Genomic DNA, 24,700 nt, shown 5'->3' on the forward strand with positions numbered 1-24,700 from the left:
TCTGCGGAATCGATCGCGACCAGCGCTGAAGCCGATCCGCATCCGCAAGAGCAAGTACCTCAACAATCGGATCGAGCAGGACCATCGGCGCACCAAGCGCCGCAATCGGTCGATGCTCGGCTTCAAGTCGATGGCGAGTGCCGATGCCGTCCTTTCCGGCATCGAGATGGTTCACATGATGCGTAACGGCAGGCGAGGTTCGCCATAATCCACGTCCCTCGATCGCCGAGCGGTTCGAAATCCTTGCAGCATGATCATCGGCGCGAAAGCGTCCCGTTGTGACCAAAAGCACGATTTGCGACAGAACCGCATAGACCCGATGGCATGAACAGGTTGTGGCAGGCCATCGACCAGGACGGCTATGTGCTCGACGAGATCGTCCAGAACCGCCGTAATACCAAGGCGGCCAAGCGCTTGCTGACACGGCTGTTGAAGAAGCAAGGCATCGCGCCGAAGCGCATGATCACCGATAAGCTGCGCTCCTATGGAGCAGCCAGGCGACAGGTGATGCCGCACGTCGAGCACCGGTCGCACAAGGGATTGAACAACCGGGCGGAGAATGCACATGTGCCGCTGCGAAAACGGGAGCGGACCACGCAAGGCTTCCGATCACCAGGAGCACTGCAACGCTTCGTTTCGATCTTCTCGGCTCTGCGCAATCTCTTCGTCCCGCCCTACTCAAAACGCTCCGCTCTCGCCACACATGTTGACCGGCTGCAGGCCATGGCGGAATGGAAAGCCGTGACCGTGGTCAGCTGACATCAGCGGCCGCAGGTCTCAACGCGTTTATATGCAGACAACGTGACATCACCGCTTCAATGCGTCTCGATAAGCATGTCAGCATGACATCGCCCGCCGCATAGAGCAGGGTTACGCACCCGCCGGCGCTGCATTTCGACATTCTGTCATGTAGTCGACCTCGCCCGACTGGAAGCGGCGTGGCACCAGGCCAAGATAGGCGCCCAGATCGCGGGAGCGCCTAAAGCGTCCACCACCGCGGAGAACGCGAGCGCGGTCAGGTTGTCGACGCCTGGGACTATCATTAGCCGGCGGCATGCCGTGGAACGTTTCGCGACGTTCTTGATGTTGCCATCGATTGCCGACGGCCGAGTGCATCGCGGCACGCGCTGCAATGAGGTTCTGCACGGCGGCGGATAGCCCGGCTATTCCCTCGCCGGCCTGCAGCTCCTGTTTGATTAAGCGGGACTGAAACACCCACGACAACACCGCGGATCTGGTTTGCATGACGCCTTGCCCGACCAGCTTCTTGCGGGCGATGATCAGCGCGCGAACGGCAAACGCCAGAAGTCACTTCACATGCGCCGGCTTGAAGAAGCCGATGCGGGCAAATCCGTACGTCGGCAACGGCGCCGAAGGGCTCAGCGGCAGCCTCAAAAGACCAAATCAGAGCGGCGTCCTGTATCCACAGCGCCGATAAGATTCATACAAACAATCGATTTTATCAATCTTGCCCGATGCTGCATAAGGACAGCGCCTAACGGCGCATCGATCTTTCGATCGCGAGGTGGGACCAAGCGCGGTCTCTGGCGGTCATTGAGAAGTTCAATTGAGCGGCGGCGGCTCCGGTCAAGGACGCCGCGCGCCTCATCAGGCCAACTCGTTTGGAAGGTCGTCTGCACGAGAGTGCCGTCCCTCAGCCATTAAATTGGAGAAGCCGTTGAAACTTACAGGTAAAATCATCGTCATAACCGGTGTCTCCTCCGGAGTCGGCAGCGAAGTCGCCCGTCTTGCCCGGTGCGAAGGCGCGCGCGTCATCGGCTCGCTCGAGGTGATCCCACTGTCACGCTGGACGGCTTCATTCAGATCGACCAGAGTGCGCCCGAAGAGATTGATGCAGCGCTTACCAAATTCCCGGAACGCATCGACGGTCTTGTGAATGCCGCCGGCGTCCCCCGCATACTGGACCGCGATATTGTTGCACGCGTGAATTATCTCGGGACACGCCATCTCTCATATGAACTTCTTTGCCGTATGCCCAAGGGCGCTTCGATCGTGAATTTCGCCTCCCTCTCGGACACCGAATGGCCCAAGCGCGTTGATCTGCATAAGGAGCTCGCCGACACTCAGAGCTTTGCGGATGGACTCACTTGGCTCGCCGCCCATCCAGTGCCACAGGAAACCTGCTACCAGTATTTCCAGGCGCTGATTGTTTGGTCGGCCAGTGCGAGCTTCGACCTATACATGCGGCGGGGCGTCCGCATGAACACGGTGGCGCCTGAACCTGACTGGACCATTCTCGGGGATTTCTTCGCTATGCGCGGCCGTGGCTACGAACGGCGAGTTGAGGGGCGTCCGGTTGAGACCCACGCTAGAGCGCCGCGCGTCCAATTGGACGCGCAAAGGACGCTCTAGCATTTCTAGACTGCGCATGATGCTTTCCGGAAACCGATTTCCGGTTTCCGGGGTCATACGCTAAGGACGGCCCATGCTGGAAAACAGGACTACAGTTACAGATGATGCGGCGATCGTCGACGAGGCGATCACGTCGCGCCGTTCGGTGCGGGCCTTCCTGCCCGACATGGTCGATGACGAGACGATCCGCGCCATTCTCTCTGTTGCCGCGCGTGCACCTTCGGGCACCAACATGCAGCCCTGGCGAGTCTACGTCACCAAGGGCGAGGTCAAGCAGCAGATCACCGACGCCATCCTCAACTCCGGCGTCCGCGCCGAAAAGGCCGAGTGGGACGAGTATCGCTACTATCCCGACCAGTTCTTCGAACCGTATCTCAGCCGGCGGCGGGCCAACGGCTTCGGACTCTACAGTGCGCTCGGCATCGGCCGGCGTGAGGTGGATAGGATGCGCGCGCAGCACGACCGCAACTTCGTCTTCTTCGACGCTCCGGTCGGCATGATTTTCACCGTCGACCGGCGGCTCAACAAGGGCTCGTGGATCGACTACGGCATGTTCCTGCAGAACATCATGGTGGCGGCGCGGGGCATGGGCCTGCACACCTGTCCGCAGGCGGCGTTCGCGCCTTATCACCGGCAAATCAGGTCAGTGCTCAACATTCCCGACGAGGAGATCGTCGTCTGCGGCATGGCGCTCGGTTACGAGGATACGTCCAAGCCGGAAAACGAGTTCCGCACCGATCGCGCGCCGCTGGAAGAGTGGGTGACGTTCGCCAAGTGAGGAAGTGAGGTGACGACCGGCCGCCTCGGTCTACTGCACTTCGTAGCCGACTTCTTCGCTGGCGTGACAGAGCGCCTTCCAGAACGACCGCGCAAACGAGCGGAACACATAAATGGGGTCAGAACAAGAGCAGTGCGAAATCGTACGCTTAGATCGAACAGAACATGAACTGCATCGGATTTTGGATACGGGGGCTCCGATCTCTGTGGATTGGCACCGTCAGGCACCAGTTTTGGTTTCTTCGCCCGTCCGACTCAACAACGCTCCCGGCAGATTGGGCATGGGGAGCGGGCGATGGCAAAACGGAGACTTCTCAAAGCTCATGATCGACTCGCGCGGCCCGGGGTCGGCGATTGGCCAGATGCGGGAACAAATCCTTGACCGTTTCGGTCGACTCGTCGATAGCGATACGCGCTTGGGCAGGCGTTTTGCGATCGAGCGCGATGGCGTAGACGTCGAGCCGACCGGAAGCGACGATGCCGAGATATGGCGCGTCGCCTCGCATTGCCAGCAAGCGTCGCAGTTGGTGGATTTTTTCGTTGCCGTCGATCTGATCAGCGTCGACTAGGAAGACGAGCGGTGCATCCTGCCATTCATAGACGGCGCCGACGACACCCAGGATCGAATTCCTGTCACGTCGTGCGCTGGTCAGCGTGGCATAGGGCAGAAGCTCAGGCCCGTCGGCATCGAGCGAGTGCAGCGCCTGCGGTCGGCGCCGAAGGGCTCGAGCCGGGCCAGCCAGTCAGTCATGGTTATGGCCGTTTGCCAGTGGTGCGCTCACGAACGTAAATCCAGACTTGCCTGGCGATCGCCGCCGAAACGGCCGCGACGAGTAGCGCCGCGCGGCTTCTTCGTCGGCGCAACCTTGGCAATCGCGGTGCGATAGTCGACCCCGCTAGCGGCCATTTCCGCGACGAGCACGGCAACAAGGGCGATGTGCTGCGGCAGGGCTCTCCGTTTTGCATAGTTCGTGATCGAATTGGGGTTCATACCAATCAACTCGGCAAAGGTGCGCACACTGAGGCCGGCGCGCTCAAGTTCGGCAAGGAAGTCAGCGTAAGGCACCGCACCGCTTCGTCTCAGCACACTGTTTGATGTGTCATAGCACACAATACGATGGTACAATGGCACTCGCTCGACCTTCCATGCAACCGGTAAAAGCCGAAGAAGCAGAATGTTCGCATCTGCAGTCTTTGGGACGTGTGCTGTCAGTCCGGTTTTGGCTGACAAAGCGGAAAACCAGCCCTTCGTTCCTCATAGAACCATGATGCTTATCCTAGTGGCATGGCAGCTCTGGTGCGCGTCGACGGGACATTTTGAAGCTGCCCATCGCTTCCCGAAACAATCGTGTCAATCACGAGTGGGGGGATCGCTGCGCGTTCATCCCCCAGCTTCGGTATTCCACGCCTCGGGGAGGGCGTCCGCCGCAGTGTGCATCAGGCATGCCAGCACACGGACTGCCGCGCCAAAAAGAGCGGGACGAGGCATGAATTCGAGGTGGATGCCTGGAAACTCAACCCAGGGAACGCCAATCCGCCGCGCAATTTCGACGGATGGCCGGGCATAGAACAGCCCGCGGTCAGCTGAACCCGCGCCGAGAATTATAGGGAATTTGGCGCTGCGCAGTGCTGCCTCGTCGGGAACAAAGCGTCCCCAAGCCGCCCATTCATTCCCAAACAGGTGGTCGGCATTCCCAAGGAACCTCGCCTGGAGATCTTCCGGCCAGATATATGTGCTTTCGCTGCCCTCGCCCCGGACGGCCTGGAGGAACTCGAAGACAGTAGCTTGAGCGCCCGCTTCACGGTAGCGCGCGCCGATGCGGTCGAAAAAACCCCGCAACGGGTCCCCGTCAGCGAGCATCCCGATGACGGGCGGCTCATGCGCGATCACGCCGCGCAGGACATCGGGGTGACGGGCTGCAATATCAAGCGCGACGATCGCTCCGGCGCTGTTTCCAAAAACCAGGGCCTTGCCGCCGGCAAGCTGGTCGATCAGCGCGCGCGCATCATCCGACTGCTGCGCGACCGTGATCGGCGTCTCAGAGCGGCCCGTACTGCGTGAGTTGCCCCGCCTGTCGTAATTTATGACTGTGAAGGCGCTGGCAAGATCCTCAGCCAGACCTGAGAAATACCCGGCGTCACCGCCGGCGCCCGAAATCAGCAGAAGATGTGGACCGCTTCCACGGACTTCATAATATATCTGAGCGTCGCCACGGTCGGCCATTCCACTGAGCATCGTTTACTCCTCAAGATTACTTCTGAGAACGAGGGAAAAAGGAAAGGTTGACAACCGGGAAGTCGAGCCCATTTTTCCGTCTCGCCCTTGCCCGCATCACCCGGTGGGACAACGCACGTCGGCCCGCCGGCATCGTGACCGGCGGCCAGGTGATCTCCCAAGACCTCGGCATCAAGCTCGAGAATGTCGGCATCAACATGCTCGGCCGCGCCAGGAAGGTGTCGATCCGTCTTCTCCTTGGTCGGGCACGTGTTTTCGAATGACGGGCGAGGCTGGGCTGGACCCCTTGTAGCTCGCCAGGGCCTGCAGCAAATCCGTTAGAAGGTGCTGTTTCAGTCCGTCCTCTCAAAGACGGGCACACGGGTTCACGGAAGAGATCATGCTCGTCTTGCCGGTCCGCGTGCAGTCACCCTGATTCAGTGTCGCACTTCTATGTGCAAAGCCCGTGCCAGCGCGCTCAGCGCGCAGTAAGCGCATGGATATGTTTTGAAAAACCTCCACAGTGCCCAGATGGCGGGTTGTAAGAACCTGACATTTCGCCAATGTTTGTTTTGAACCTGGCATTTTGTGTGCCGCTGTCAGGTTGTGGACACGCATCACGCGCCTCGCGGCGCCAGAACAGCGTGGCCCGCCCGCGCGGTCGCGAAGCGCCAAGACCATGAGGGCGCGTGCGGCACGCAGCCTCTGCCCGTCTTCCCGAAGCCGTTCGTTGCGCGATACCGGGCTTGGGTCGCGTGGCTCAGGGGTTTCGCCGCCAATGTTGATCGCGGAAGGGCTGGCGCAGCAGGAACGGGATCGTATCGTCCATCGCGCCAACATGGTGGCCGCGCTGCGTAGCCGCGAACCTAACGGCACGAACAAGCCGCCGTGAAGTATGAGCCAGCGCAAAAGATTCTGGCTAAGCACGGCCTGTCTTTTCAGCCAGGTCGAAAGCCGGTTCCACCGCAGGCCTATCACGAGCTCGACCATGACCTCACAGGTGGTGACGAATAATGTTCGTCGATGCATGTGCGATCGTCTCGATAATGGCGGGGAGGACACGGCCGACGCCTATGAAGCGGCGCTGCTCGATGCGGCATCGCCGCTCACATCGACACTTGCTCCCTGGGAAGCCATCATCGTCCTTTCACGGCCGGATCAGTTGAATTGCGCCTACAAAGCGGCTGAGGCGGTTGTCGTCGAATGGCTCGAAGCACGAAAGATTCGGCTCCGCGAGCCCGGTTCGCCCCGACGCGTCCTGTCCTACGCGGTCGCCGTCGCCGAACAGCACGGCATAGGAAAGCGGCGCCTCAGCAATTTCGGTCGCTTCCACTACGCCTATGCCAAGGCGATGCGCTCGCCGCTGCTCACCCTGCACCAGCTTTTAGGTCGAACAGACGTGGCAACCTTGCCGAAAGGATCCGATGACTGAGCGTCGTCGAAAAGTTGACTGAACTGCCGGAATTGACCGGGGCTCGTTGCCGAGCAGGTAAGCGAGGACATGGCCTGCCGAACGGCCCGGGCAAGCTGTCGAGGTCCGACCGGGCTACATAGCCGAGCTCCGGCCATCCCATGCCAAGGTCGCAAACACCGACGGCGACTCCGGGTTCGCGGTCGAACTTGGTCAAGAGCCAAGTCGCGCGCCCGGTTGGCAGGAGAAGCTTCACGACGGGCTCGTGATCAAGCTCGGGCTGTTCGACCTCGCGGGCAACGCAATTCGCTTGGTGATGGCGCTCCAGGCGGGCGTCATTTCTGCAGGAAGGTGAAAGAGGATCTCGTTTCGTCTCGATGACGGGAGGGGCGTATTTCGCGCGCGACAGGGGGAAGTACGATCCGATGTCATTGAGATGGGCAACCAAGGCCGCGACCAGCCTGATCGAGAGCTGGCCACCGCGCCTCCATCGCTAGCCCGCTCGCAATCGTCCGGTTGGCGGCGTGGTGCTTACCTCAACGTAACGAATTCGGACCGGCCCGGCATCTGGCGAGTCATGCTTTGTGCGCGATGTTGCAACCAAGTTCGAATGTCGCGGCGCCAGCAAAGTAGAATGTCGCATGGCGGTGGGGACGGCCACAACGGGAGCGCGCGACTCGCGGCCGACCTGCATCTCGGCAACCATCTCCAGGGCGGCGTCCAGCCGCTTGTTCTCGACGATCGCCGAACGGTGAACCGAGCGCAGCTCATCGAAGGCTCTGTAGGGCAGGGCGACACCCTCATGCATGATCTCGAGACGGCCATCAGCATAGTCGCAGACGACCACCTTCTTGCAGGCAAGCTTCTTCGCCAATTCGGTCGGGTGGAGAATGAACATCACCTTATCGTAACGCAGCGTCAGAGCCTGCGTCAGCGTGCGGACCTCCTTGCGGCACAGGGCCATCAAGAATGCGGTTCTTGGAGGGACGGCCACGCGCCTTGTGGCGAAGAGCCGGCGCGCCTTCAGATTGAAACGTCTTCATTAGCCGCTGGACTTGCCTGGCCGAGACGCCGAGCAAAGGCGCTCGCGCAATGCGGCGAGCGTGGCGATCTCATAGAGCCGGCGATCAGGCTTCTGCTACCTAAAGATCAGTTTCCGATCGGTTGGACTGAGATGGGTGGTCGGAACACGCTCGGGCGGTGCACGCCGTCCCTCCGAATGAAGCCTTCGGAGCATCGCAATGGCTGTGAGCAAGGAGTCGTGGCGGCGCGCTGAACGGAACGTAAAGGTCGCTAGGAACGCCGTCGCGTATTTGATGACGCCACTATGCTGCTCGGCCGCCAGGACCAGCGGGGATGCCTCATTTTCCTCGACCATTGCTGCAAGCTCCGGCTTCATCCGAAGCAGCCGGTGCCAACCGAGCTTCTGGTCGACCACCTCAAGTGCGTCCTGACCCCTATCGTTGGCCGATTGCAGCGCCGATATCGTATCGAGGAAAAGACGCAGGGCCTTGGAGGTATCTGTCCGATGGTCCATGTGCCGCCGTTTCTTGCGGCTGTGCGCCTGGGAGAACAGCCGTCCGATCAGCTTGATGAACATCGTCACGGCGTCATCGGTTAGCTTCTCGCCGAGCTTGATCACCTGCGCGACGATCAGGGCGTGACGACGGCTCGCGTTGAAGTCGTTGGCCAGCCACGCTGGCGTGGAATTGCCCTCACGGACCATCTGGTCCCACCGCCCGGGAGCCACGCGCGCCCGTAAACCGGGATCGATTCCAAGCGTGCGCAGGAATGCAATCCGCTCGGTCAGTCCTATCAGATTTGAAGCCGCGGGCGCTTCCGGCGCCGACCGCAACCAATGGAAGCGGGTCTGACTGATCGCCGCATCAACCTCGAGCAGCTTGTCGAGCGCCTGCAGCTTCTCAGGGGCCAGACCTTCGATAAGCGCTTCCTCCGCGCGGCGGCGAGCTATGGCACGAGCCGCAAGCCCCATTCGCTCGATGATCTCTGCCGCGGGCAACAGTGCTCCGCGTTCTCGAAGCGTGGCAACGACGGCATTCACAATCGAAGCGCCGCTGTCGGACGTTGCGGCCGCCTCCATTGCCGACAACAGCGCGGCGCGACGATCCTGAGCTGTCGCGCTTCTGACGCCGAGACAGATCATCAGACGCGCAATGTGATCGCGACGCGTCTCTTCGCGGCGGGCATAGGTTGTGAACACACTGGGATCGGCGCCGATCTGGTCGGCGACATATTTCAGCATCTCGCGGGACGGAATTTCGCCTGCCGCCAACACCCGACCTGGATGTCGCATCACGCAAAGCTGAACAGCGAAGCCGAGCTTATTGTGCTCGCGCCTGCGCAGGTCAATCTCGAGGCGATCAGCCGCGGACAATGAATAATGTCGGATCAGGCTGTCCTCATCAGCCGGAATATCGAAAAGCTCCCGTCGATCCTGAGCCCCGAGAATCTTGCGCCTGGCCACTGCTCAAACTCCGCACACAACACCAACTGCCGCTGAATGTTGCCGAGCAGACTGGATGTGGAAACAGCAGCTATCCTGCTTCCACGGTTTTCCACTGGGATCAGACGGCGCGCCCCGGAAATCGCGAGACATAAGCAAACCCGCTTCACGCTTCGTTCGTTCTTAGCGTACGATTCTGCACGGCTCTTGTTCTGACCCCAACTTCAAATCACGTAACTCGGTGCAGTCGCACCCGATGCGCCTGAACATCGCACTTTCATCTTTTGGTTGCGTGTTTCGCAAACTCTGGACAGGGATTCCGCTAAATTGCGGACGGCTGTTTCGCTAAGTCCACGCACAGCTTGCCGGCGTCTGTCCTCGGGAGAGCTGGCTTCGATTTGTCTCGACGCTGCGACACATCGCCGGCGTGCCCGTCTCGCGCATAGGCAGTCTCGCCAGGAGATATTCGAGATGCTCCACGCCTTACGCCAGGAGGCTCTATCCTACAGCGAGATCGCCCGACGGACCGGCTATGAGCGTCGCAGCGTAGCGAAGTGGCTGAAGTTCAAGGCTCCGCCAGATAGGCGGCGAGCAGCATTGAACCCCACATCACCATGGTGCTTTGAAACGTTCCTTGCCCAATGCTGGAAGGAAGGGAACCGCTGCGGACGGCATCTTTTTCATGATGTCAAGCAGCGCGGCTACACCTGCAGCTTCTCCAATCTGGAGCGACTGCTGGGAGCTTGGCGGCGGGCCGAAAGAGTGCGCGCCGATGATGTTCCTTCGATGGCGATCAGCTTGGGACCCGTTCGAGATCCGGATACCGGCCACGCGATTTCGCCAGTTGTTGCCGCGGCGCTGTGCATAAGGCCAAGAGGTCTGCTGACGCCTCGACAAGCAAGGAAAGTCGATGCCCTGAAGCAGGGATCTGACGCATTCGCCGAGATGCGACGCCTGGCAATGCGCTTCAACGGTATCCTTCGGAGCAGGAGGTCGGAAACACTGGACCCCTGGATCGACGATGCAATCGACTCCGACATCATTCCGATCATGCGATTCGCCCGTGTTTTGCGCAGAGACATCGATGCGGTCAACAACGCCATCGAGCTGCCCTGGAGCAACGGACAGGCCGAAGGTCAGATCAACCGCCTCAAGACCCTCAAGCGCGCAATATACGGCAGGGCAGGCCCCGAACTGCTGAGAGCACGAATGCTGCCACCGCGCCACAGCAGGCGGTGAATATGTGTAGCGAGAGCGGAGCGTTTTGAGCGGGGCAGGTACGAAGAGATTGCGCAGAGCCGAGAAGATCGAAACGAAGCGTTGCAGTGCGAACTGGCGGTTGACCTGATCGAGCGGACAGGGAGCGGCCTTGTCGCTGATCGTGGTCTTCACCGGCTTGCCGCGGATCGCCCCTTCGAGACCCATTTGGCGCATCAGCCGCGAGACGGCGCAGCGGGCGACGTCGAAGCCTTCCCGCCTCAGCTGCCGCCAGACCTTGCGCACCCCATAGACCCGGAAGTTCTCCTCGAACACGCGCCGCACTTCGACCTTGAGTTCCTCATCGCGCTTCGCCCGCGCCGACAGCCGGGAGGGATCGCGCCGCTTGGCGACTTGGTCGTGGTAGGTCGACGGGGCGATCGGCAGCACCTTGCAGATCGGCTCGACCCCATGCGCCTCCCGGTGATCGTCGATGAACGCGATCATGGCTTGAACGGGCGGCCGAGCTCCGCCTGGGCAAAATATGCCGACGCCTTGCGCAGGATCTCGTTGGCCTGCCGAAGCTCCCGGTTCTCCCGCTCCAGAGCCTTCAGCTTCTCGGCAACCTCGGTGGGAAGGCCGGCGCGCACGCCGCTGTCCACCTCAGCCTTCTTCACCCACTCATTGAGCGACTGCGCCGTGCAGCCGATCTTTGCCGCGATCGAGGACACCGTCGCCCAGCGCGAACCATGCTCGCTTTCGTGATCCAAAACCATGCGCACCGCGCGGGCGCGCACCTCGGGAGAAAACCTGTTAGTCGTCTTGCTCATGATGGCTCCACCTTCTCAAGGTTTGGAGCCTCCGGCAAACCCGGCGCGGTTCAAGTATTTGATTGCAAATCTCCTCGAGTGTGGACGTTGCAAACATTTAAGAAGCCTTTTCTAAAGAACGCTAAATTTACCGGTTCTCAATATCGATAAGCGGAATTCATCGAATCAATAGGGTTACCGCTCAAGAGCTGGCCGCCACTGCTGCGGATAACAGCACATGCGGCATTCAAGCCCGTTTGTACCGCGCCCTCGACCCACCCGCCGGTAAAGGAGCATCCACATCCTGCGAGATACAAGCCCGTGTCTTCTTCCGGTCTTTTTGCGGTAGCGAATTGGAAAAATAACCGTTCTGAATAGATGTCTTCACCAGGATAATTGAGCTTGAAGGCACCTACTGAATATGGATCCATCAGCCAATCGTGCTGCAGGACATGACGTTCATAGTCACCGTTAGCCGGGACTAGATGACGGGCGAAATCAGGGGAAATGGTGGCCAGATCATCGACCAGACGCTGGCACCGTTCCTTTTTGTCCAGAATGGAAAGCATTTTGTTAGCATCATCTTCCCATGTATAACTTAACAGCACCACGCCCTTACCATCCGGATCATCTGGCTGATAGTCTAGGCAGTAAACCCCTCTGGCAAGGCCATCTGACAAGATGGTTGTCGGCGAGCCCTTTTTTAACCAGAACTTGTTTTCCGTCAGCATAAACAGCTTGGAAGAGCCGGTAAGGTGAGTTTCTCTGATCGCTCGCAAAACTTCGTTAGTAAGAAAGGTTCCATCCGCCGTGAGACGATGGGCCAGCTCCATAGCTCGATTGCTGGTAGTGACGATGACGCGGTCAAAAGGCACGACCTGCCCTCCTGCACATGTCACGAGAATCTGACCGCCCTGTTTGTAAATACGGCTTACATGACCGTAGCGGACACGCTGCCGCAAACTCACACCGTTAAGCTCCTGTTCAGCCAACCGTTTCACCAACAGGGAGATCCCTCCCATAATCAGGCGCTGATCGTCCTCGTACCCGTTAATTACTAGACGCAGCATCTCAGTAAACGCGGCTTGGTACACAGGTAAAAAGCCTCCAGATCCAATCCCCAGCGATCCGAAAAGCTCAAAATCTTCCGGCCTTTTCCAAGGTACGCGCCCTGGTGGCTGCGGTCCGGTAAAGATGGTGACGAGGGCCGAATAGAAGGAGATGTCGCGAAACGAATCTAGCCAGGCCTGCCATGCGTCACGAGCTTGGTCAAAGCGATGCGACCGAAGCAAAGTTGTGATCTTCGCCGGTGCGGGCAGTTGAATCCCTTCGTGCACGTAACCGTCGCTTATCAAAGCCTGCCATCCTTGATGAACGCGTCTGAACAGTGGCGGCGGAGACTCGCCGGCCTGCCATAAATGACGCGCACCTCGATAGTGCACCTCGGTATCCACGATGCCCGGATCGGGGAAGGAAGCTGCGGTATCTATCCTCAATTTGTCCAGATAATGGAACAGGCAGGTTGCGCTGGAAGGAAAGCGCATAGCGCCCATCTCGGCAATGAGATGCGGTTCGCGCGGGTCGAAGATTTGTGACCAAGCCCGCCCACCCATACGATCCCGCGCCTCAAATAGCACGATGTCCGTTATTCCGGCGCGCAAAAGTTCAGTCGCCGCCACCAAGCCACTGATGCCGGCGCCCACAATGCCAACCCGCGGGCGCCGGCTGTTTTGAGCAAAGCTCCCAATACCACCTTCAGACTCGCTCAATCGCAAGAACGGTCCATAATCATACAGAAGATCGATACTCGGCAATGAATTTCTTGCGATGGTATTGTTCAGCATACCGCTCTCCGATGATAGCTATATTTCTTGAGATCTAGTGTGGCCGCCCTCAGAATGCCTCCCCCGTTAAATTGGAACGCTGGCCACAGCATAACAATTGCTGCTCACCGGAGGCGAAATTGACGGTGTGTATTAGAAGAGAGCTTGCCAGCTTCTGTACTTAGTAATAATAATTACTGCAAACGCATCTCGCTAATCGACGATTGACGCAATATTTATTTGGATGAGAATGGATTTATCAGCCGAAATACATCGCGCTCCTCTCATATATGGGGAAGTCGCTCTCCTGCCACCGAGCATGTTCCAAATACTCGCGCGCGATATCTTCTATTAGTGCTTGCTAACGATCAATATTATCTATTTCTTTCTATCACTCAATTCCAACTCATTGAATTAATATTACGTTTCATATGTAATATAATACGCTTCCTTACTGATCAGAACCCATTTGTCCATTCTCTTCGGCCGATGGACATGATGCGCCAAGGCTGGTTTTCGAGCTTGCGCCAAGCATCGCAGCAACGGGCGACGATATCGTCATAGGATTTGAAGATGCGGTTCGACAGCCAGTTTTCGCGCATGACGAGCCAGAGGTTTTCGACCGGGTTGAGCTCCGGTGATTTCGGCGGCAGTGGCAGGATGGTGATATTCGTGGGCACGACGCCTGGCGTCCTTTCCGGCAAGCAGCCTTTGGTTGCTTCCATCGACGGCTATATCACTTTGGGGGGCGAGGATGAGGCAGCTGACTACGTCGACGAAAACGGCCAGGCCTGGCAGGCCACGCCCGGTGCAGTCGCGTGGGTGGCGGAGGTTACCAGAAAGCTGAAACCACGACGACGGCGTAACTGACCGCCGGAACCGATGGGCGTGTTCTAATTTGGGTATACCCGGCCTGAACACCCGCCATGAACACGTCGCAACCGGAAAGCCTGTTTTGGGCTCAATCGTCGTTATGAACAGAGCATCGCGCCGGCACACCCAAAATGAACAGCTTGCATGACCCGCATTGGATACGCCCGCACCTCCACCACCGACCAGAACCTCGCCGGGCAGATCGCCGCGCTCAAGGCCGCCGGCTGCGAGGTCATTCGCGAGGAGCAGAAGAGCGGCTCTACCCTGGAAGGCCGTCCGCAACTCAACACCATTCTCGACTTCATTCATGCTGGCGAGACGCTTGTCGTCACCCGGATTGACCGCCTGGCCAGATCGCTGCGCGACCTGCAGATGATCGTGGACAAGCTCAAGACGAAGGGCGCGCATCTCTCCGCGACAGAACAACCTGTCGATACGTCGACCGCCGCTTAGCGCCCGGATTGTTCACGGTCGACTCATCAAGGACATCGGCCGCGCGCTAGCCGCCCTGGGTCAGCTCAAACCCTTCGGGTTCAAATTGCCATGGACGACTTCGGTTTCAAGGATGGCACGCAGGCGCTCGCCCTGCGCATCGTCGTCAATTCAGGCGAGATCGAACGCTTGCAGCACGGGGGTTTACGCCGGCGGCATACTCGGCCGGTCACGAGCGCTGGCGGTACGGCGCGCCCATTTCATGAAGCCTTCCGATCCCGTGATCTGAACAGCGAGAACGTCACACGGCCGTTCAAGCGCCTACCCAACCTGTTTCACCACGGGTTTGACGTTTTGACCGCTTGAGATGTTGAAGGATGGCAGAGAGCAGTCATAGGTCAAACCTCAAACCCACTGGTATAACGTAGATGGCGAAACTCAAATGGGGACGCGCCTTCGGGCATGCAGGAACCTCACAGGACATGGATTGATTGCTCCATCCGCGCTTCCCCTTCCGCAAGTCCGCTTACCGCAGGAAACGTTTTTCATCGGCCTTCGTCTTCTCCATGCCCTGAAGCCGGAAGACCTCCTCGACGGCAACGATGTCCTTATGCACGTTCTGCACGCCACCGTCGGCGACGATGCGGCGGAAGGTGTCCTGCATGGCGGTCGTGGCGGCGCGGATGCCGTAGTTGCCGTAGATCACCATGCGGATGTTGCCGAGTGCCTTGATGCAGGTAGCGTTGAACTCCGGATAGGCATTCGGCACGATGGTGAGCGGCACATCGCCTTCCCAGGCCCGCGCGAAGCTCTCGATTTCGGACGAGTCCTTTTTCTTGGAATGGATCATGACCATGTCGGCCCCGGCTTCAGTATAGGCCTTGGCACGCTTCAGTGCCTCTTCCTCGCCGAGACCGGCGATCAGCGCTTCGGTGCGGGCGATCACCAGAAAGTCCGGATCGGTTCGGGCTTCGATGGCCGCCTCGATCTTGCCCTGGAACTCCTCGACCCGAAGCAGTTCCTGCCGGCCACCAGCGGCGAGGCTGGTGACTTTCGGGAAGGTCTTGTCCTCGATAACGACCGCCGAGGCGCCGGCACGCTCATATTCGGCAATCGCATGGATGACATTGATTGCATTGCCATAACCGGTGTCGATATCGGCGACGATTGGCAGCCAAGACCGCCCGGCGATCGCCCGCAGCATGTCGAGATGCTGCGTCATCGAGATCAGGCTCATGTCCGGCAGGCCGTAAAGGGCAGAGAGCTCGAAGCCTGAGGCCCAGAGTCCGTCAAAGCCGGCTTCCTCGGCCAGCACAGCCGAAAGCGGGCTGTGGACGGCCATGATATGGACGAGGCCGCGCTCAGTCATGCGGTCACGCAGTTGCTTCGCTTTGCTCAAGGGTCTTCTCGCTTTCGGAAAGGGCTGCGCAGGCAGCAAGGATGCGGCCGCAGGCGCGTTTCAGCTCGCCCGCTGATGCAGCATAGGAAATGCGGATATAGGGCGAGGCCATGAAGCCGCTGCCCGGCACGACGGCGACGCCGAATTCCTCCAGCAGATACATGGCGAAATCTATGTCGCTCTCGATCACCTTGCCCTTGCCAGTCGTCTTGCCGATGACACCAGCGCAGGAGACGAAGATGTAGAAGGCGCCGTCAGGCACGCGGCAGCGCAGGCCCTCGGCCTGGTTGATCTGCTCGACGACGAGATCGCGTCGCTTGCGGAAGGCGGACACGAACTCGGCGATGTAGTCCTGGTTGCCGCCGATGGCCTCGATCGCCGCATATTGGGAGATCGAGCTGGTATGCGACGAGGTCTGGCCCTCAATCGTGTTCATCGCCTTGATGAGGTCTTTGGGGCCGGCGCCATAACCGAGGCGCCAGCCGGTCATGGCGCTGGACTTGGATACGCCGTTAACCGTCAGCACCCGGTCGATGAGGTCCGGCGCGGCCTCTGCCATCGTCGCGAAGGGCATTTCATAGACGAGTTTTTCGTAGATGTCGTCGGACAGGACGTGGACTTCGGGATGCCGGCGCAGGACTTCGGCAAGGCCGGCCAGATCGGTCTTGGAATAGACAGTGCCCGTTGGATTGTTAGGCGAATTCAGCATCAGCCATTTGGTGCGCGGCGTGATTGCCGCCTCCACGTCTTCGGGCTTCAGCTTGAAACCCAACCGCTCGAGGCAGGGGACCAGGACCGGCTGGCCGCCGGCGAGCCGCACTATATCAGGGTAGGAGACCCAGCAGGGCGTGGGGATGATGACTTCGTCCCCCGCGTCCAGGCTGGCGAAGAGCGCGTTGAAGACCACCTGCTTGGCGCCACAGCCGACGGTGATCTGGTCGATGTCGTAATCGAGGCCGTTGTCGCGCGAGAGTTTCTCCCGGATTGCCTCGCGTAGCGGCTTGACACCGGCGACCGGAGTATAGCGCGTCTTTCCCTCGAGGATGGCGGCGACGCCGGCTTTCTGGACAGCCTCGGGCGTGTCGAAATCCGGTTCACCCTGGCTTAGCGTGACGATATCGACACCTTGTTCGCGCAAGGCGGTCGCCTTGGCAGTCATCGCTTTTGTCTGGGAGGGACGGACGGCCTGCAGTCTTTTGGCGAGCAAGGGCAATGGACTTTCCTCAACGCAAGGGAGTTTATGCCCAGACCTAGATGAGGCGTCCTTCGCTCGCCAGTTTTGGCATCGCGGAAAGCCGCCGAAATGATCGCGTTTTGCGATGCACCATTGCGGCCAGCACCTATTTCCCGGTGTTCTCCTCCTCGGTCTTTTTCCGGCAGAGCCGGGTAAGCCAACGGCAGAAGGCTCGGGCGAGATCCGGATTGCCGCTGCGGTCGACCGCATAGGCCCGGTATTGCATGCCGCTCGGCGCACGCGAGCTGGGAAACACTTCCAGGAGGCCTTGCCTGATCAGATCCGCAACGACGATATGGGGCGTCACCAGCAAGGTCTGGCCGGTCGTGACCGCCGGCAAGGCCAGATAATGGTGGTCGTAGCGTGCCCCCGAGATGATGTCCGACGTCTTCAGATCCATGCCGCGAAGCCAAGTCGGCAGGATGTCCGGCCGCGAGGTGACGGCAATCACCGGTGTGGTGCGCAGCGCCTCTAAGCCGCGACCGGCGACACAGTCCGGCGCGCCGACGCAAACGAGTTGCTCGTCGTAGAAATCCCAGCGATCTCCAGGTTCGGTCAGCGTCAGGTCCCGGGTCAGAAGCACGTCGAAGCTGTCGGTTGAGGCGGGGGCCGACAGGGTGCTGATGACGTCGACCGTGACGCCGCCCATTTCCTTCGAGAAGTCGCGCAGATTGGGGATAAGCAGCGTATAGGCGAAGGTCGAGAGCGACGTCCTCACGACAAGCCGGTTGGCATCTTTCCCGTCACCGCGGCGCATTCGCTTTGCCGTAAAGAAGATCGTGTCGAGCGGCTCGGCAACGGCATCGGCGAATAGCCGCCCGAAATCCGTCAATTGACTCTGGCGTCCGTACCGTTCGAGCAGCTTGGCGCCGAGATACTTTTCCAATACCGCGAGGTGGCGGCTCACCGAGCTCTGGGTGATGCCAAGGGTTTTGGAGGCCCGGGTAACGCTGTTGTCTCGTGCGACCTGCACGAAAGCCCGAACAGCGTTGAGCGAAAGGTCCTTTTCCTCGGTCAAGTCTCACCCCTTGCGCACGCGCGGCAACCATCCGGATTGGCCGGTTTCCCATCGCAATATTCGATATATGTCACGCACCTGTAACAAAAGGCTTTGATCATCCGCCGCGATAACAGTTCAGTAAGGTGGTGGTTTTCCGCCGCGCTCGGCTGAAAGAGGTAAAGCACCATGGCGTCCATCACCATCGAAAAGATAGAAAAATTATTCGGCGTCACGCCTGTGCTGTGTGACGTGTCGCTCGAGATCGCTGACGGCGAGTTCCTGACGCTTCTTGGTCCCTCGGGCTGCGGGAAATCGACGCTGCTGCGAATCCTCGCCGGGCTCGAGGTGCAGACTGGCGGCTCGATCGCAATCGGTGAGCGCGTGGTCGACGGCGTTCAGCCGAAGCGGCGCGACGTGGCGATGGTGTTCCAGTCCTATGCGCTCTACCCGCATATGACGGTGCAAGAGAACATGGCCGTACCGCTCCGGATGCGCCGGCTGTCGGCTTGGCAGCGCCTGCCGGTGGTCGGGCGTATCCTGCCGGGAACCAAGGCGGTGGTCGCGGAAATCGAAAAGGACGTGATGCGCACCGCCAAGGCGCTCGGCATCGGGCACCTTCTGGCGCGCAAGCCGGGCCAGCTTTCCGGTGGCCAGCGGCAGCGGGTCGCCGTCGGCCGCGCCATGGTACGCCAGCCAGCCGTCTTCCTAATGGATGAGCCGCTCTCCAATCTCGACGCCAAGCTTCGAGTGCAGATGCGCGCCGAGATCAAGGAATTGCACGACCGCCTAGGCGTCACGTTCGTCTATGTGACCCATGATCAGTCCGAGGCCATGACCATGTCTGACCGGGTCGCGGTCATGCTCGACGGCGAGCTTCTGCAGGTCGCCCCGCCGCAGGAGATCTATGCCAATCCCGATGATCGGCGTGTCGCCGAGTTCATCGGCTCGCCGAAGATCAACATACTCGAGGCACGGGTGCGCGATGGCGGGCTGGCCGAAACGGCAGCCACGAGCTTCTCCGTTACTGGCGATATCGCGCCGGGGACCAGCCTCGCGCTCGGGATCCGGCCCGAAGCCTTCCACCTCGTCGAGGCGGGCGGACATAACGTCCTGACCGGTGCCGTCCGGATGGTTGAGCACATGGGCTCCGACCTTTATGTGCATCTCGACGTTCCGGGGACGGACTATCCCGTAATCGCACGCCTGCTTGCCGAGCGTGCGCCGCAGATCAGTTCCGGCCAGACGCTGCATCTTGGCGTGAAACCGGAACGGCTGCTGCTCTTTGGTGCCCACGGACAGCGCCTGCGTCCTCTTGGCCAGACGAGCGCGACCGTGCTGCGGATGAAGGAGCGCGCTTAATGAGCATTGCCTCTTCATGTACAGGGGATGCGGTCACATCCTCAGCTGATCGCCGCGCTTCCCAAAAGGCGCTGCGCCGTCACCGGACCACTGAGATGTTCGCCGCTTGGTCGCTCGCCGGCCCGGCGCTCTTTCTGCTCATCGTTTTGTTTTTCCTGCCGGTCTTCGCGGTCTTTACCATCGCGCTCACCGACTGGCAGTTCGGGGCGAGCTCGCTTTCCTTTGTCGGCCTTGGAAACTTCGAGGAAGTCTTCGCTGACCAGGGGTTCCGTACCTCGCTGGTCAACACGATCGTCTACGTCGCGATCGTCGTGCCCGGAACGATCGTCCTCGGTCTTGCGATCGCGCTCCTGATCGAAAGCGGCAAGTCGTACCGGGCCTTCTACCGTGCTATCCATTTCCTGCCCTACATGGCGACGCTGACCGCCATGGCGATTGCCTGGGAGGCGCTGCTTCACCCGACCATCGGCCTCGTCAACCAGACGCTCGCTGGCCTCGGGCTGCCGACGGCCAACTGGCTGCGCGATGACAACACGGTACTGCCAGTGCTTGCGGTCATCGGCATCTGGCAGAACCTCGGCTTCGCCATGGTGCTCTTCATGGCGGGGTTGAAATCGATCCCACAGGACCTCTATGACGCGGCCGACATTGACGGCGCCGACCTCTGGCTCGACCGGCTGCGCACCGTTACCCTGCCGATGCTCGGGCCGGTCTTCATGTTCGTCTTCATCGTCGTGGTGCTCAAGGCGTTCGAGACCTTCGACACTGTGCAGATCCTGACCCAGGGCGGGCCGGGGCACGCCTCCGAGATGCTGCTCTTCACTCTCTACCGCGAGAGCTTCGAATATCTGCGCGCCGGCTATGGCGCCTCGGTGGCCGTCGTCTTCCTCTTCATCGTTGTCGCGCTGACGCTGATCCAGGCCCGCGTCATGGACAAAAGGGTTCACTACCAATGAGCGCCCATCGCCTTGCACGCCCGTCAGCCATTTTGCGCCATGCTGCGCTGCTGGTCACCGGCGCGCTGATCCTCATTCCCTTTGTCTGGATGGTCTCGCTCTCGATCAAGCCCCCGGGCGAGATCTTCTTCAGCTTTTGGCCGGAGCAGTTCTACGGGATCGAGAACTACACCAAGGCGCTGACGAACTCGCCGCTGCCGCGCTACATGCTCAACGGCGTTATCGTCTGTGCGCTGATCCTGGCGCTGCAGATAATCGTCTGCGCTCCGGCCGCCTATGCACTGGCCAAGCTCGACTTCCTGGGCCGCAAGCTGCTGTTCGCAATGGTCCTGATCGCGCTGATCCTGCCGCATGAGGTTCTGTCCCTGCCCCTGTTCGTCTTGGGCTATCAGGTCGGCATTCTCAACAGCTATACGGCGCTGATCTTTCCGTACGTCGTCTCGCCCTTCGGCATCTTCCTGTTCCGGCAGTTCTTCAAGACTATTCCCGACGACGTCATCCACGCCGCTCGCCTCGACGGTCTGTCGGAACTGGCGATCGTCTGGCGGATCATGGTGCCGATGGCGCTGCCTGCAATCATCGCCTTCGGCATCTTTTCCATCGTTTCGCATTGGAACAGCCTGTTCTGGCCGCTGATCGCGGTGCGCGACGAGTCTCTCATGCCGCCGCCGCTCGGCATCATGGTCTTCAAGAACGAGGAGGCCGGCAACGACTACGGCCCGCTCATGGCCGCCTCTACCCTCGTGGTCGCCCCCCTCATCATCGCGTTCCTCTCCGCCCAGCGCTGGTTCGTCGAAGGGCTGACCGGAGGGGCCGTCAAGTGAGACGCGCAAAGCGCTCTCAATACATGTTCAACCTCCACGAAGGGCTGTCAAACTGTGAACACTCTTACTCGTCGTTCCGACAGGCATTGACGCTCAAGGCGCAGCCGGATTCAACCTAAAAGTGATCAGCAAAGATGTTCGGTTGCTCCCTCCCAAGGCTTAATCGTCGTAGGTGCAGAATTAGCCCGCGGCGCAGAACGAGCCACGGAACAAACATCACATCATCGCAAGTTTCGTGGTCGGCTGCTCGTCGATCGCCAACGAGAATTGGAGCATTCAAATGGAAATACAGCGTCTTGCTGGTAAGGCCCTCGGCCGAACTGCCGGCTCGGCTTTCGGATCTCTTGTCTTCATCGCAACAGTTGCTCATGATCGAAACGCTGATCTGGTTCTTCAAAGCTCGGATTTGCTTTCTCGCCTCGAGGAACAGCTTGGCGCGCTTGGCAGCGACAAGAGCTGCATACTTTCGGCGACCGTCTACCTCGCCGATATGTCGCGCAAAAGCGAATTCGATCAGATTTGGATTGAATGGGTAGGCGAGGATCAGCGCCATTGGCCGCAACGCGCCTGCGTCGGTGCAGTCCTGGCAGAGCAGACGGCGGTGGAGATCTCCGTCATAGCGGTGCGTCGCGACGAGATCTCATCCTGAAAGCGATAATGAGGTAATCCGTGTCTGATGTATTTGCCAGAGGCGGGCCTTCGACCGAAAAATTGCGGAACACCCAATGCGGGGCACAGGCTTTTCGACGAACCGGTTTGTCGGAAAGCCATGACATCTGCCAGCGCTGCCTAGAGATTAGAAAATGCCTCATGTAGCGGTAATCGGTGCCGGCGTAATCGGCGTTATGTCTGCGTATTCGCTCCTTCAATCAGGGTACACCGTCACCGTCATTGATCCTGCTGAACCGGGAAGTACCAGAGCATCGAGCTTCGGGAACGGCGGATGGCTCAGTTCAAGTCTGGTTTTGCCGGGCGCCATGCCTGGGCTTTGGAAACAGGTCCCGAAGTTCCTTCTCGATCCAAAGGGCCCTTTGACAATCGACAAGTGGCGGCTTCCGAAGCTCGCGCCATGGCTGTTACGCTTTCTTTGGAATGGCGCGACCGAAAGCCGTGTACGACCCACAGCTGTTGCGCTAAGCTCCATGGTTGGGACCTGCCCGAACCTTCATCAAGAAGTTGCCCGGCAGATCGGCGCACCGCATCTTGTTGAGGCGAGTGGGCTCCTGTACCTCTACCGCGGTCGAGAAGCATATACGCGCGAGATACTCCCCTGGGCGCTTCGTCGAGAGATGGGAGCAACATGGACAGAGCTTGACGAGCAGGAGCTGCGGCTCAGGGAACCGAATGCGCCGGACGAATATCGGTTTGGCGTGCTGGTTGACGGAGGTCATGCGCTTGATCCTGGCCTGTTCGTCGCGGAAGTGGCAAAATTCCTGTTCGCCAACGGCGTTCGCTACCTGAAAGCCAATGCACTCGATTTCGTCTTCGATGGCGGCCGGTTTGCGGCCGTGAAGACTGACCATGATCGCGTTGAATGCGATAAGGTCGTGATTTCGGCGGGTGCATGGTCCTCCAATCTGGCGGGTTTAGTTGGTGACAGGATTCCGCTGGAAGCGGAGCGCGGTCATCACATCATCATTTCTGGCAAAGGCCCAGACCTTCGACACCCGCTCCTGCTTACGGATCGGAAGATCACCGTGAGGAAGGTTGCTTCCGGCACCAAGAGCACAGGACAAGTGGATTTTTCCGGCTTGGATGCGCCAGCAAACCCCTTGCGCTTTAAGGTCCTTCACGAGTTGGTGACCGAGGCGTTTCCGCTGTTGTGTGAAGGACCGGGACGGCATGTATCAACATGGATGGGGCAACGCCCGTCTTTGCCTGACGGGAAACCCGCTATTGGGCGAAGCAGACGTTCGGCGGATGTTATTCATGCATTCGGCCACGGCCACATGGGGTTTGCCTCTGCTCCCGAGACGGCTCGTCTCGTGACGCGCCTGATACGCGAACCTTCCGAAGAGGAAAACACAGCATTCTCGCCACAGCGCTTCGCCCGATAGGGATTGTTGCCGATGGAGTTCCAGCCGCGTGGAGGCAAGAGCGTGCCGGCCTACGGCCAGGAACAAGCCATTCCATACTGCGTTGAGCCGTTCAGCCAGGCAGCCAGGCGACATTGCGGATAACTTCAGGCGTCCGTCCAGATCGTCGCCGAGACCAGTCTGGACTTATCTGTTCCGACCTGGGCAAGCCGGCGCTTGAATTCCGTCAAATAAGTCTTTGTCTGTTCGGCCACGGAAGCGCTAGAAGACGCAATATACACTACGGCTTCCGAGCAGGGGAGAAACTTGCCGCTATCGAGATTGACCCGGTTCTTGACCTTGAGTTTGCGGGCTCCTTCTTTCAAGATAATAGGCATCCTGGCTAGGGACTGATGCCCCTTCCCGGATCGTCATCCGCAAGCTTTCTAAATCCGTTGGCGCACGAGATTGGTTCCAGTGACCAGGGCGCTGATCTTTCCAAATGCAACCTGGCGCGGCAAGTACCACATGCCGCAATCCGAACATGGATGAAGGCGCTCGGGAGGAACGATCGAGAGCACATCTTGCAGTCTCGCTGCAACATGCTCTGGGGTCTCGATCTCCCGGTTAGCCAGATCTAGCAATCCGAGTACGATGTGCTTTGACCCACAACAGCGCAGGATGTCGGGATTGTGTTTCGGTTGCTCATATTCGAGGCTGATGCCCTGGATCGGGCAGTCGGCCAGAATTTCCAGCGCTTCCGGATAGGTCGGGCTGGTGCTCTTCACCTTGTGAGCAAGGGCATAGCCATAGCAGACGTGGAGGATCACCGGGATCTCGATGCCCTCGACTAGAATTTCAATCGCCTCTTTTCCGAACTGCCGCGCAGCGCTTAAGCGTGTATGGAAATAGGGCTCATCGATCTGAAGAACGTCGGCACCGGCCCGCTGGAGCGCGAGCAGCTCCTGATTGAGCGCCCTTGCAATTGCGACCACCAGCGCTTTCTCACCGCCATAGGCATGATCGCTGACCTGCCCGGCAAGCGTTATCGGGCCGATAAGGTTCGCCTTTACCGGGCGACTTGCGTGGGCTTTTGTAAATTTGAGCTCGTCCACCGTCAAAGGGCCGGCCCAGGAAATTTCCGAGACAACACGGGCCTTGGTTGCGCTGTGGTTGAAATATTCGTCTAGGCCGGTCGAGTCAGTCTTATTGCTCCTCACTTCGGAGGTCGTGTTAATTTTGTCTGGATGGTCATAGTCGATGCCGGTCAGGCATTTGAGAAAGTGTCGGTCGTAAGAGGCGCGTTGCGCCTCTCCGTCGTTGACTAGATCGAGACCAGCTCGTTCCTGTTCGTATAAGGCTAGCAGCGCGGCATCGTGCTTCGCATCCGCCAAAACTTCAGGGTCGGGGCGCCACCAGCTTCCATCGAGCGCCCGCATTTTCAAGTGACGCGCAAGCCAATGCGGCTTGGTATAGCTTCCGACGATCTGGGTGGTGAGCGGTTGAATAGGCATAGTGAGAACCCATAAAAAAAGTGGT

The 24,700-nt window shown here is 59.6% G+C and carries 23 protein-coding genes, 10 pseudogenes and 1 other annotated feature; of the genes and pseudogenes, 16 read left to right on the top strand and 17 right to left on the bottom strand.

Annotation, left to right across the window (positions count from 1 at the left end; all coding sequences use genetic code 11):
- Positions 1-254: pseudogene (locus AC0L2Z_RS25275) on the top strand (DDE-type integrase/transposase/recombinase); the annotation flags it as partial.
- Positions 255-333: 79 nt separating this feature from the next.
- Positions 334-759, top strand: a pseudogene (locus AC0L2Z_RS25280) (IS6 family transposase); the annotation flags it as partial.
- 76 nt (positions 760-835) lie between these two features.
- Here the strand turns inward: AC0L2Z_RS25280 and AC0L2Z_RS25285 are convergent.
- Positions 836-1,347: pseudogene (locus AC0L2Z_RS25285) on the bottom strand (transposase); the annotation flags it as partial.
- Positions 1,348-1,755: 408 nt separating this feature from the next.
- Here AC0L2Z_RS25285 and AC0L2Z_RS25290 point away from each other — a divergent pair.
- Positions 1,756-2,373, top strand: coding sequence for a Rossmann-fold NAD(P)-binding domain-containing protein (locus AC0L2Z_RS25290; protein ID WP_473488847.1), 618 nt, complete (start codon positions 1,756-1,758; stop codon positions 2,371-2,373).
- A gap of 73 nt (positions 2,374-2,446) precedes the next feature.
- A complete protein-coding gene (locus AC0L2Z_RS25295) occupies positions 2,447-3,151 on the top strand; it encodes a nitroreductase (RefSeq protein ID WP_473488846.1) in 705 nt (234 codons plus the stop codon).
- A 30-nt stretch (positions 3,152-3,181) separates the two neighbouring features.
- Here the strand turns inward: AC0L2Z_RS25295 and AC0L2Z_RS25300 are convergent.
- A pseudogene (locus AC0L2Z_RS25300) lies at positions 3,182-3,265 on the bottom strand (sarcosine oxidase subunit gamma); the annotation flags it as partial.
- Here AC0L2Z_RS25300 and AC0L2Z_RS25305 point away from each other — a divergent pair.
- Positions 3,264-3,719 (top strand): hypothetical protein, encoded by a 456-nt coding sequence (locus AC0L2Z_RS25305; RefSeq protein WP_473629609.1) that lies wholly within the window; start codon positions 3,264-3,266, stop codon positions 3,717-3,719. The pseudogene AC0L2Z_RS25300 and the gene AC0L2Z_RS25305 sit on opposite strands and share 2 nt — an antisense overlap.
- A gap of 209 nt (positions 3,720-3,928) precedes the next feature.
- Here AC0L2Z_RS25305 and AC0L2Z_RS25310 read toward each other — a convergent pair whose 3' ends face one another.
- Together AC0L2Z_RS25310 and AC0L2Z_RS25315 are read right to left on the bottom strand one after the other, a co-directional pair.
- Positions 3,929-4,216 (bottom strand): XRE family transcriptional regulator, encoded by a 288-nt coding sequence (locus AC0L2Z_RS25310; RefSeq protein ID WP_473488843.1) that lies wholly within the window; start codon positions 4,214-4,216, stop codon positions 3,929-3,931.
- A gap of 315 nt (positions 4,217-4,531) precedes the next feature.
- A complete protein-coding gene (locus tag AC0L2Z_RS25315; RefSeq protein ID WP_473629610.1) occupies positions 4,532-5,386 on the bottom strand; it encodes an alpha/beta fold hydrolase in 855 nt (284 codons plus the stop codon).
- Positions 5,387-5,433: 47 nt separating this feature from the next.
- On the opposite strand from AC0L2Z_RS25315, the gene AC0L2Z_RS25320 reads away from it, so the two are divergent.
- On the top strand, positions 5,434-5,649 hold the full coding sequence (locus tag AC0L2Z_RS25320) for a hypothetical protein (protein WP_473482482.1): 216 nt from the start codon (positions 5,434-5,436) through the stop codon (positions 5,647-5,649).
- A gap of 704 nt (positions 5,650-6,353) precedes the next feature.
- Positions 6,354-6,797, top strand: a complete 444-nt coding sequence (locus tag AC0L2Z_RS25325) for a type II toxin-antitoxin system VapC family toxin (RefSeq protein ID WP_473488842.1) — start codon at positions 6,354-6,356, stop codon at positions 6,795-6,797.
- On the opposite strand, the gene AC0L2Z_RS25330 is transcribed toward AC0L2Z_RS25325, so the two are convergent.
- The 4 genes and pseudogenes from AC0L2Z_RS25330 to AC0L2Z_RS25345 form a co-directional block, all read right to left on the bottom strand.
- Positions 6,733-7,224 (bottom strand): DUF2958 domain-containing protein, encoded by a 492-nt coding sequence (locus AC0L2Z_RS25330; RefSeq protein WP_473629611.1) that lies wholly within the window; start codon positions 7,222-7,224, stop codon positions 6,733-6,735. The two genes, AC0L2Z_RS25325 and AC0L2Z_RS25330, sit on opposite strands and share 65 nt — an antisense overlap.
- A 222-nt stretch (positions 7,225-7,446) precedes the next feature.
- A pseudogene (locus tag AC0L2Z_RS25335) lies at positions 7,447-7,737 on the bottom strand (ISNCY family transposase); the annotation flags it as partial.
- On the bottom strand, positions 7,679-7,819 hold the full coding sequence (locus tag AC0L2Z_RS25340; RefSeq protein ID WP_473482450.1) for a hypothetical protein: 141 nt from the start codon (positions 7,817-7,819) through the stop codon (positions 7,679-7,681). The pseudogene AC0L2Z_RS25335 and the gene AC0L2Z_RS25340, both read right to left, overlap by 59 nt.
- A 26-nt stretch (positions 7,820-7,845) precedes the next feature.
- Positions 7,846-9,261 (bottom strand): annotated as a pseudogene (locus tag AC0L2Z_RS25345) (DUF4158 domain-containing protein); the annotation flags it as partial.
- Between the two features lie 321 nt (positions 9,262-9,582).
- Between AC0L2Z_RS25345 and AC0L2Z_RS25350 the strand changes: the two are divergent.
- A pseudogene (locus AC0L2Z_RS25350) lies at positions 9,583-10,479 on the top strand (transposase); the annotation flags it as partial.
- Here AC0L2Z_RS25350 and AC0L2Z_RS25355 read toward each other — a convergent pair.
- The 4 genes and pseudogenes from AC0L2Z_RS25355 to AC0L2Z_RS25370 form a co-directional block, all read right to left on the bottom strand.
- Positions 10,453-11,267: pseudogene (locus tag AC0L2Z_RS25355) on the bottom strand (IS3 family transposase); the annotation flags it as partial. The pseudogenes AC0L2Z_RS25350 and AC0L2Z_RS25355 overlap by 27 nt on opposite strands.
- Positions 10,870-10,986 (bottom strand) — a sequence feature (AL1L pseudoknot). Its footprint overlaps the pseudogene before it by 117 nt.
- Positions 11,268-11,404: 137 nt before the next feature.
- On the bottom strand, positions 11,405-13,090 hold the full coding sequence (locus tag AC0L2Z_RS25360; protein WP_473629612.1) for an NAD(P)/FAD-dependent oxidoreductase: 1,686 nt from the start codon (positions 13,088-13,090) through the stop codon (positions 11,405-11,407).
- A gap of 238 nt (positions 13,091-13,328) precedes the next feature.
- On the bottom strand, positions 13,329-13,421 hold the full coding sequence (locus AC0L2Z_RS25365) for an isopentenyl transferase family protein (protein WP_473629641.1): 93 nt from the start codon (positions 13,419-13,421) through the stop codon (positions 13,329-13,331).
- A gap of 106 nt (positions 13,422-13,527) precedes the next feature.
- Positions 13,528-13,749, bottom strand: a pseudogene (locus AC0L2Z_RS25370) (transposase); the annotation flags it as partial.
- Here AC0L2Z_RS25370 and AC0L2Z_RS25375 point away from each other — a divergent pair.
- From AC0L2Z_RS25375 to AC0L2Z_RS25385, 3 genes and pseudogenes are all read left to right on the top strand, one after another.
- Positions 13,643-13,939: a hypothetical protein gene (locus AC0L2Z_RS25375; RefSeq protein ID WP_473506322.1), complete on the top strand. Its 297-nt coding sequence runs from the start codon at positions 13,643-13,645 to the stop codon at positions 13,937-13,939. The pseudogene AC0L2Z_RS25370 and the gene AC0L2Z_RS25375 overlap by 107 nt on opposite strands.
- Positions 13,940-14,086: 147 nt before the next feature.
- Positions 14,087-14,392: pseudogene (locus tag AC0L2Z_RS25380) on the top strand (recombinase family protein); the annotation flags it as partial.
- A 93-nt stretch (positions 14,393-14,485) separates the two neighbouring features.
- Positions 14,486-14,740: a hypothetical protein gene (locus AC0L2Z_RS25385; RefSeq protein WP_473533203.1), complete on the top strand. Its 255-nt coding sequence runs from the start codon at positions 14,486-14,488 to the stop codon at positions 14,738-14,740.
- Between the two features lie 160 nt (positions 14,741-14,900).
- Here the strand turns inward: AC0L2Z_RS25385 and AC0L2Z_RS25390 are convergent, their stop codons facing one another.
- The 3 genes from AC0L2Z_RS25390 to AC0L2Z_RS25400 form a co-directional block, all read right to left on the bottom strand.
- Entirely contained in the window at positions 14,901-15,773 is an 873-nt protein-coding gene (locus AC0L2Z_RS25390) for an isocitrate lyase/phosphoenolpyruvate mutase family protein (protein WP_473629613.1), read from the bottom strand.
- A complete protein-coding gene (locus AC0L2Z_RS25395) occupies positions 15,748-16,932 on the bottom strand; it encodes a pyridoxal phosphate-dependent aminotransferase (protein WP_473629614.1) in 1,185 nt (394 codons plus the stop codon). The genes AC0L2Z_RS25390 and AC0L2Z_RS25395 overlap by 26 nt, the downstream gene beginning before the upstream one ends.
- A gap of 181 nt (positions 16,933-17,113) precedes the next feature.
- Positions 17,114-18,025, bottom strand: coding sequence for a LysR family transcriptional regulator (locus tag AC0L2Z_RS25400; protein ID WP_008872090.1), 912 nt, complete (start codon positions 18,023-18,025; stop codon positions 17,114-17,116).
- A gap of 168 nt (positions 18,026-18,193) precedes the next feature.
- On the opposite strand from AC0L2Z_RS25400, the gene AC0L2Z_RS25405 reads away from it, so the two are divergent.
- The 5 genes from AC0L2Z_RS25405 to AC0L2Z_RS25425 all read left to right on the top strand — a co-directional run bounded on the left by AC0L2Z_RS25405 (position 18,194) and on the right by AC0L2Z_RS25425 (position 23,203).
- On the top strand, positions 18,194-19,366 hold the full coding sequence (locus AC0L2Z_RS25405) for an ABC transporter ATP-binding protein (RefSeq protein WP_473629615.1): 1,173 nt from the start codon (positions 18,194-18,196) through the stop codon (positions 19,364-19,366).
- A 95-nt stretch (positions 19,367-19,461) separates the two neighbouring features.
- On the top strand, positions 19,462-20,322 hold the full coding sequence (locus AC0L2Z_RS25410; protein WP_473533199.1) for a carbohydrate ABC transporter permease: 861 nt from the start codon (positions 19,462-19,464) through the stop codon (positions 20,320-20,322).
- Entirely contained in the window at positions 20,319-21,146 is an 828-nt protein-coding gene (locus AC0L2Z_RS25415; RefSeq protein ID WP_473533198.1) for a carbohydrate ABC transporter permease, read from the top strand. Before AC0L2Z_RS25410 ends, AC0L2Z_RS25415 begins: the two co-directional genes overlap by 4 nt.
- A gap of 280 nt (positions 21,147-21,426) precedes the next feature.
- Positions 21,427-21,795 carry a Rid family hydrolase gene (locus AC0L2Z_RS25420; protein WP_473629642.1) on the top strand — a complete coding sequence of 123 codons (369 nt, stop codon included), beginning with the start codon at positions 21,427-21,429 and terminating at the stop codon, positions 21,793-21,795.
- Positions 21,796-21,949: 154 nt separating this feature from the next.
- Positions 21,950-23,203, top strand: a complete 1,254-nt coding sequence (locus AC0L2Z_RS25425) for an NAD(P)/FAD-dependent oxidoreductase (protein ID WP_473533196.1) — start codon at positions 21,950-21,952, stop codon at positions 23,201-23,203.
- 125 nt (positions 23,204-23,328) lie between these two features.
- Here the strand turns inward: AC0L2Z_RS25425 and AC0L2Z_RS25430 are convergent, their stop codons facing one another.
- On the bottom strand, positions 23,329-23,547 hold the full coding sequence (locus AC0L2Z_RS25430; protein WP_473533195.1) for a RidA family protein: 219 nt from the start codon (positions 23,545-23,547) through the stop codon (positions 23,329-23,331).
- A 60-nt stretch (positions 23,548-23,607) separates the two neighbouring features.
- The gene (locus AC0L2Z_RS25435; RefSeq protein WP_473629616.1) at positions 23,608-24,675 is read right to left on the bottom strand and encodes a uroporphyrinogen decarboxylase/cobalamine-independent methonine synthase family protein; all 1,068 of its coding nucleotides are present in this window, start codon (positions 24,673-24,675) and stop codon (positions 23,608-23,610) included.
- Between the last annotated feature and the right edge of the window lie 25 nt (positions 24,676-24,700).

It is taken from the genome of Mesorhizobium sp. WSM4850 (genome assembly GCF_055811735.1).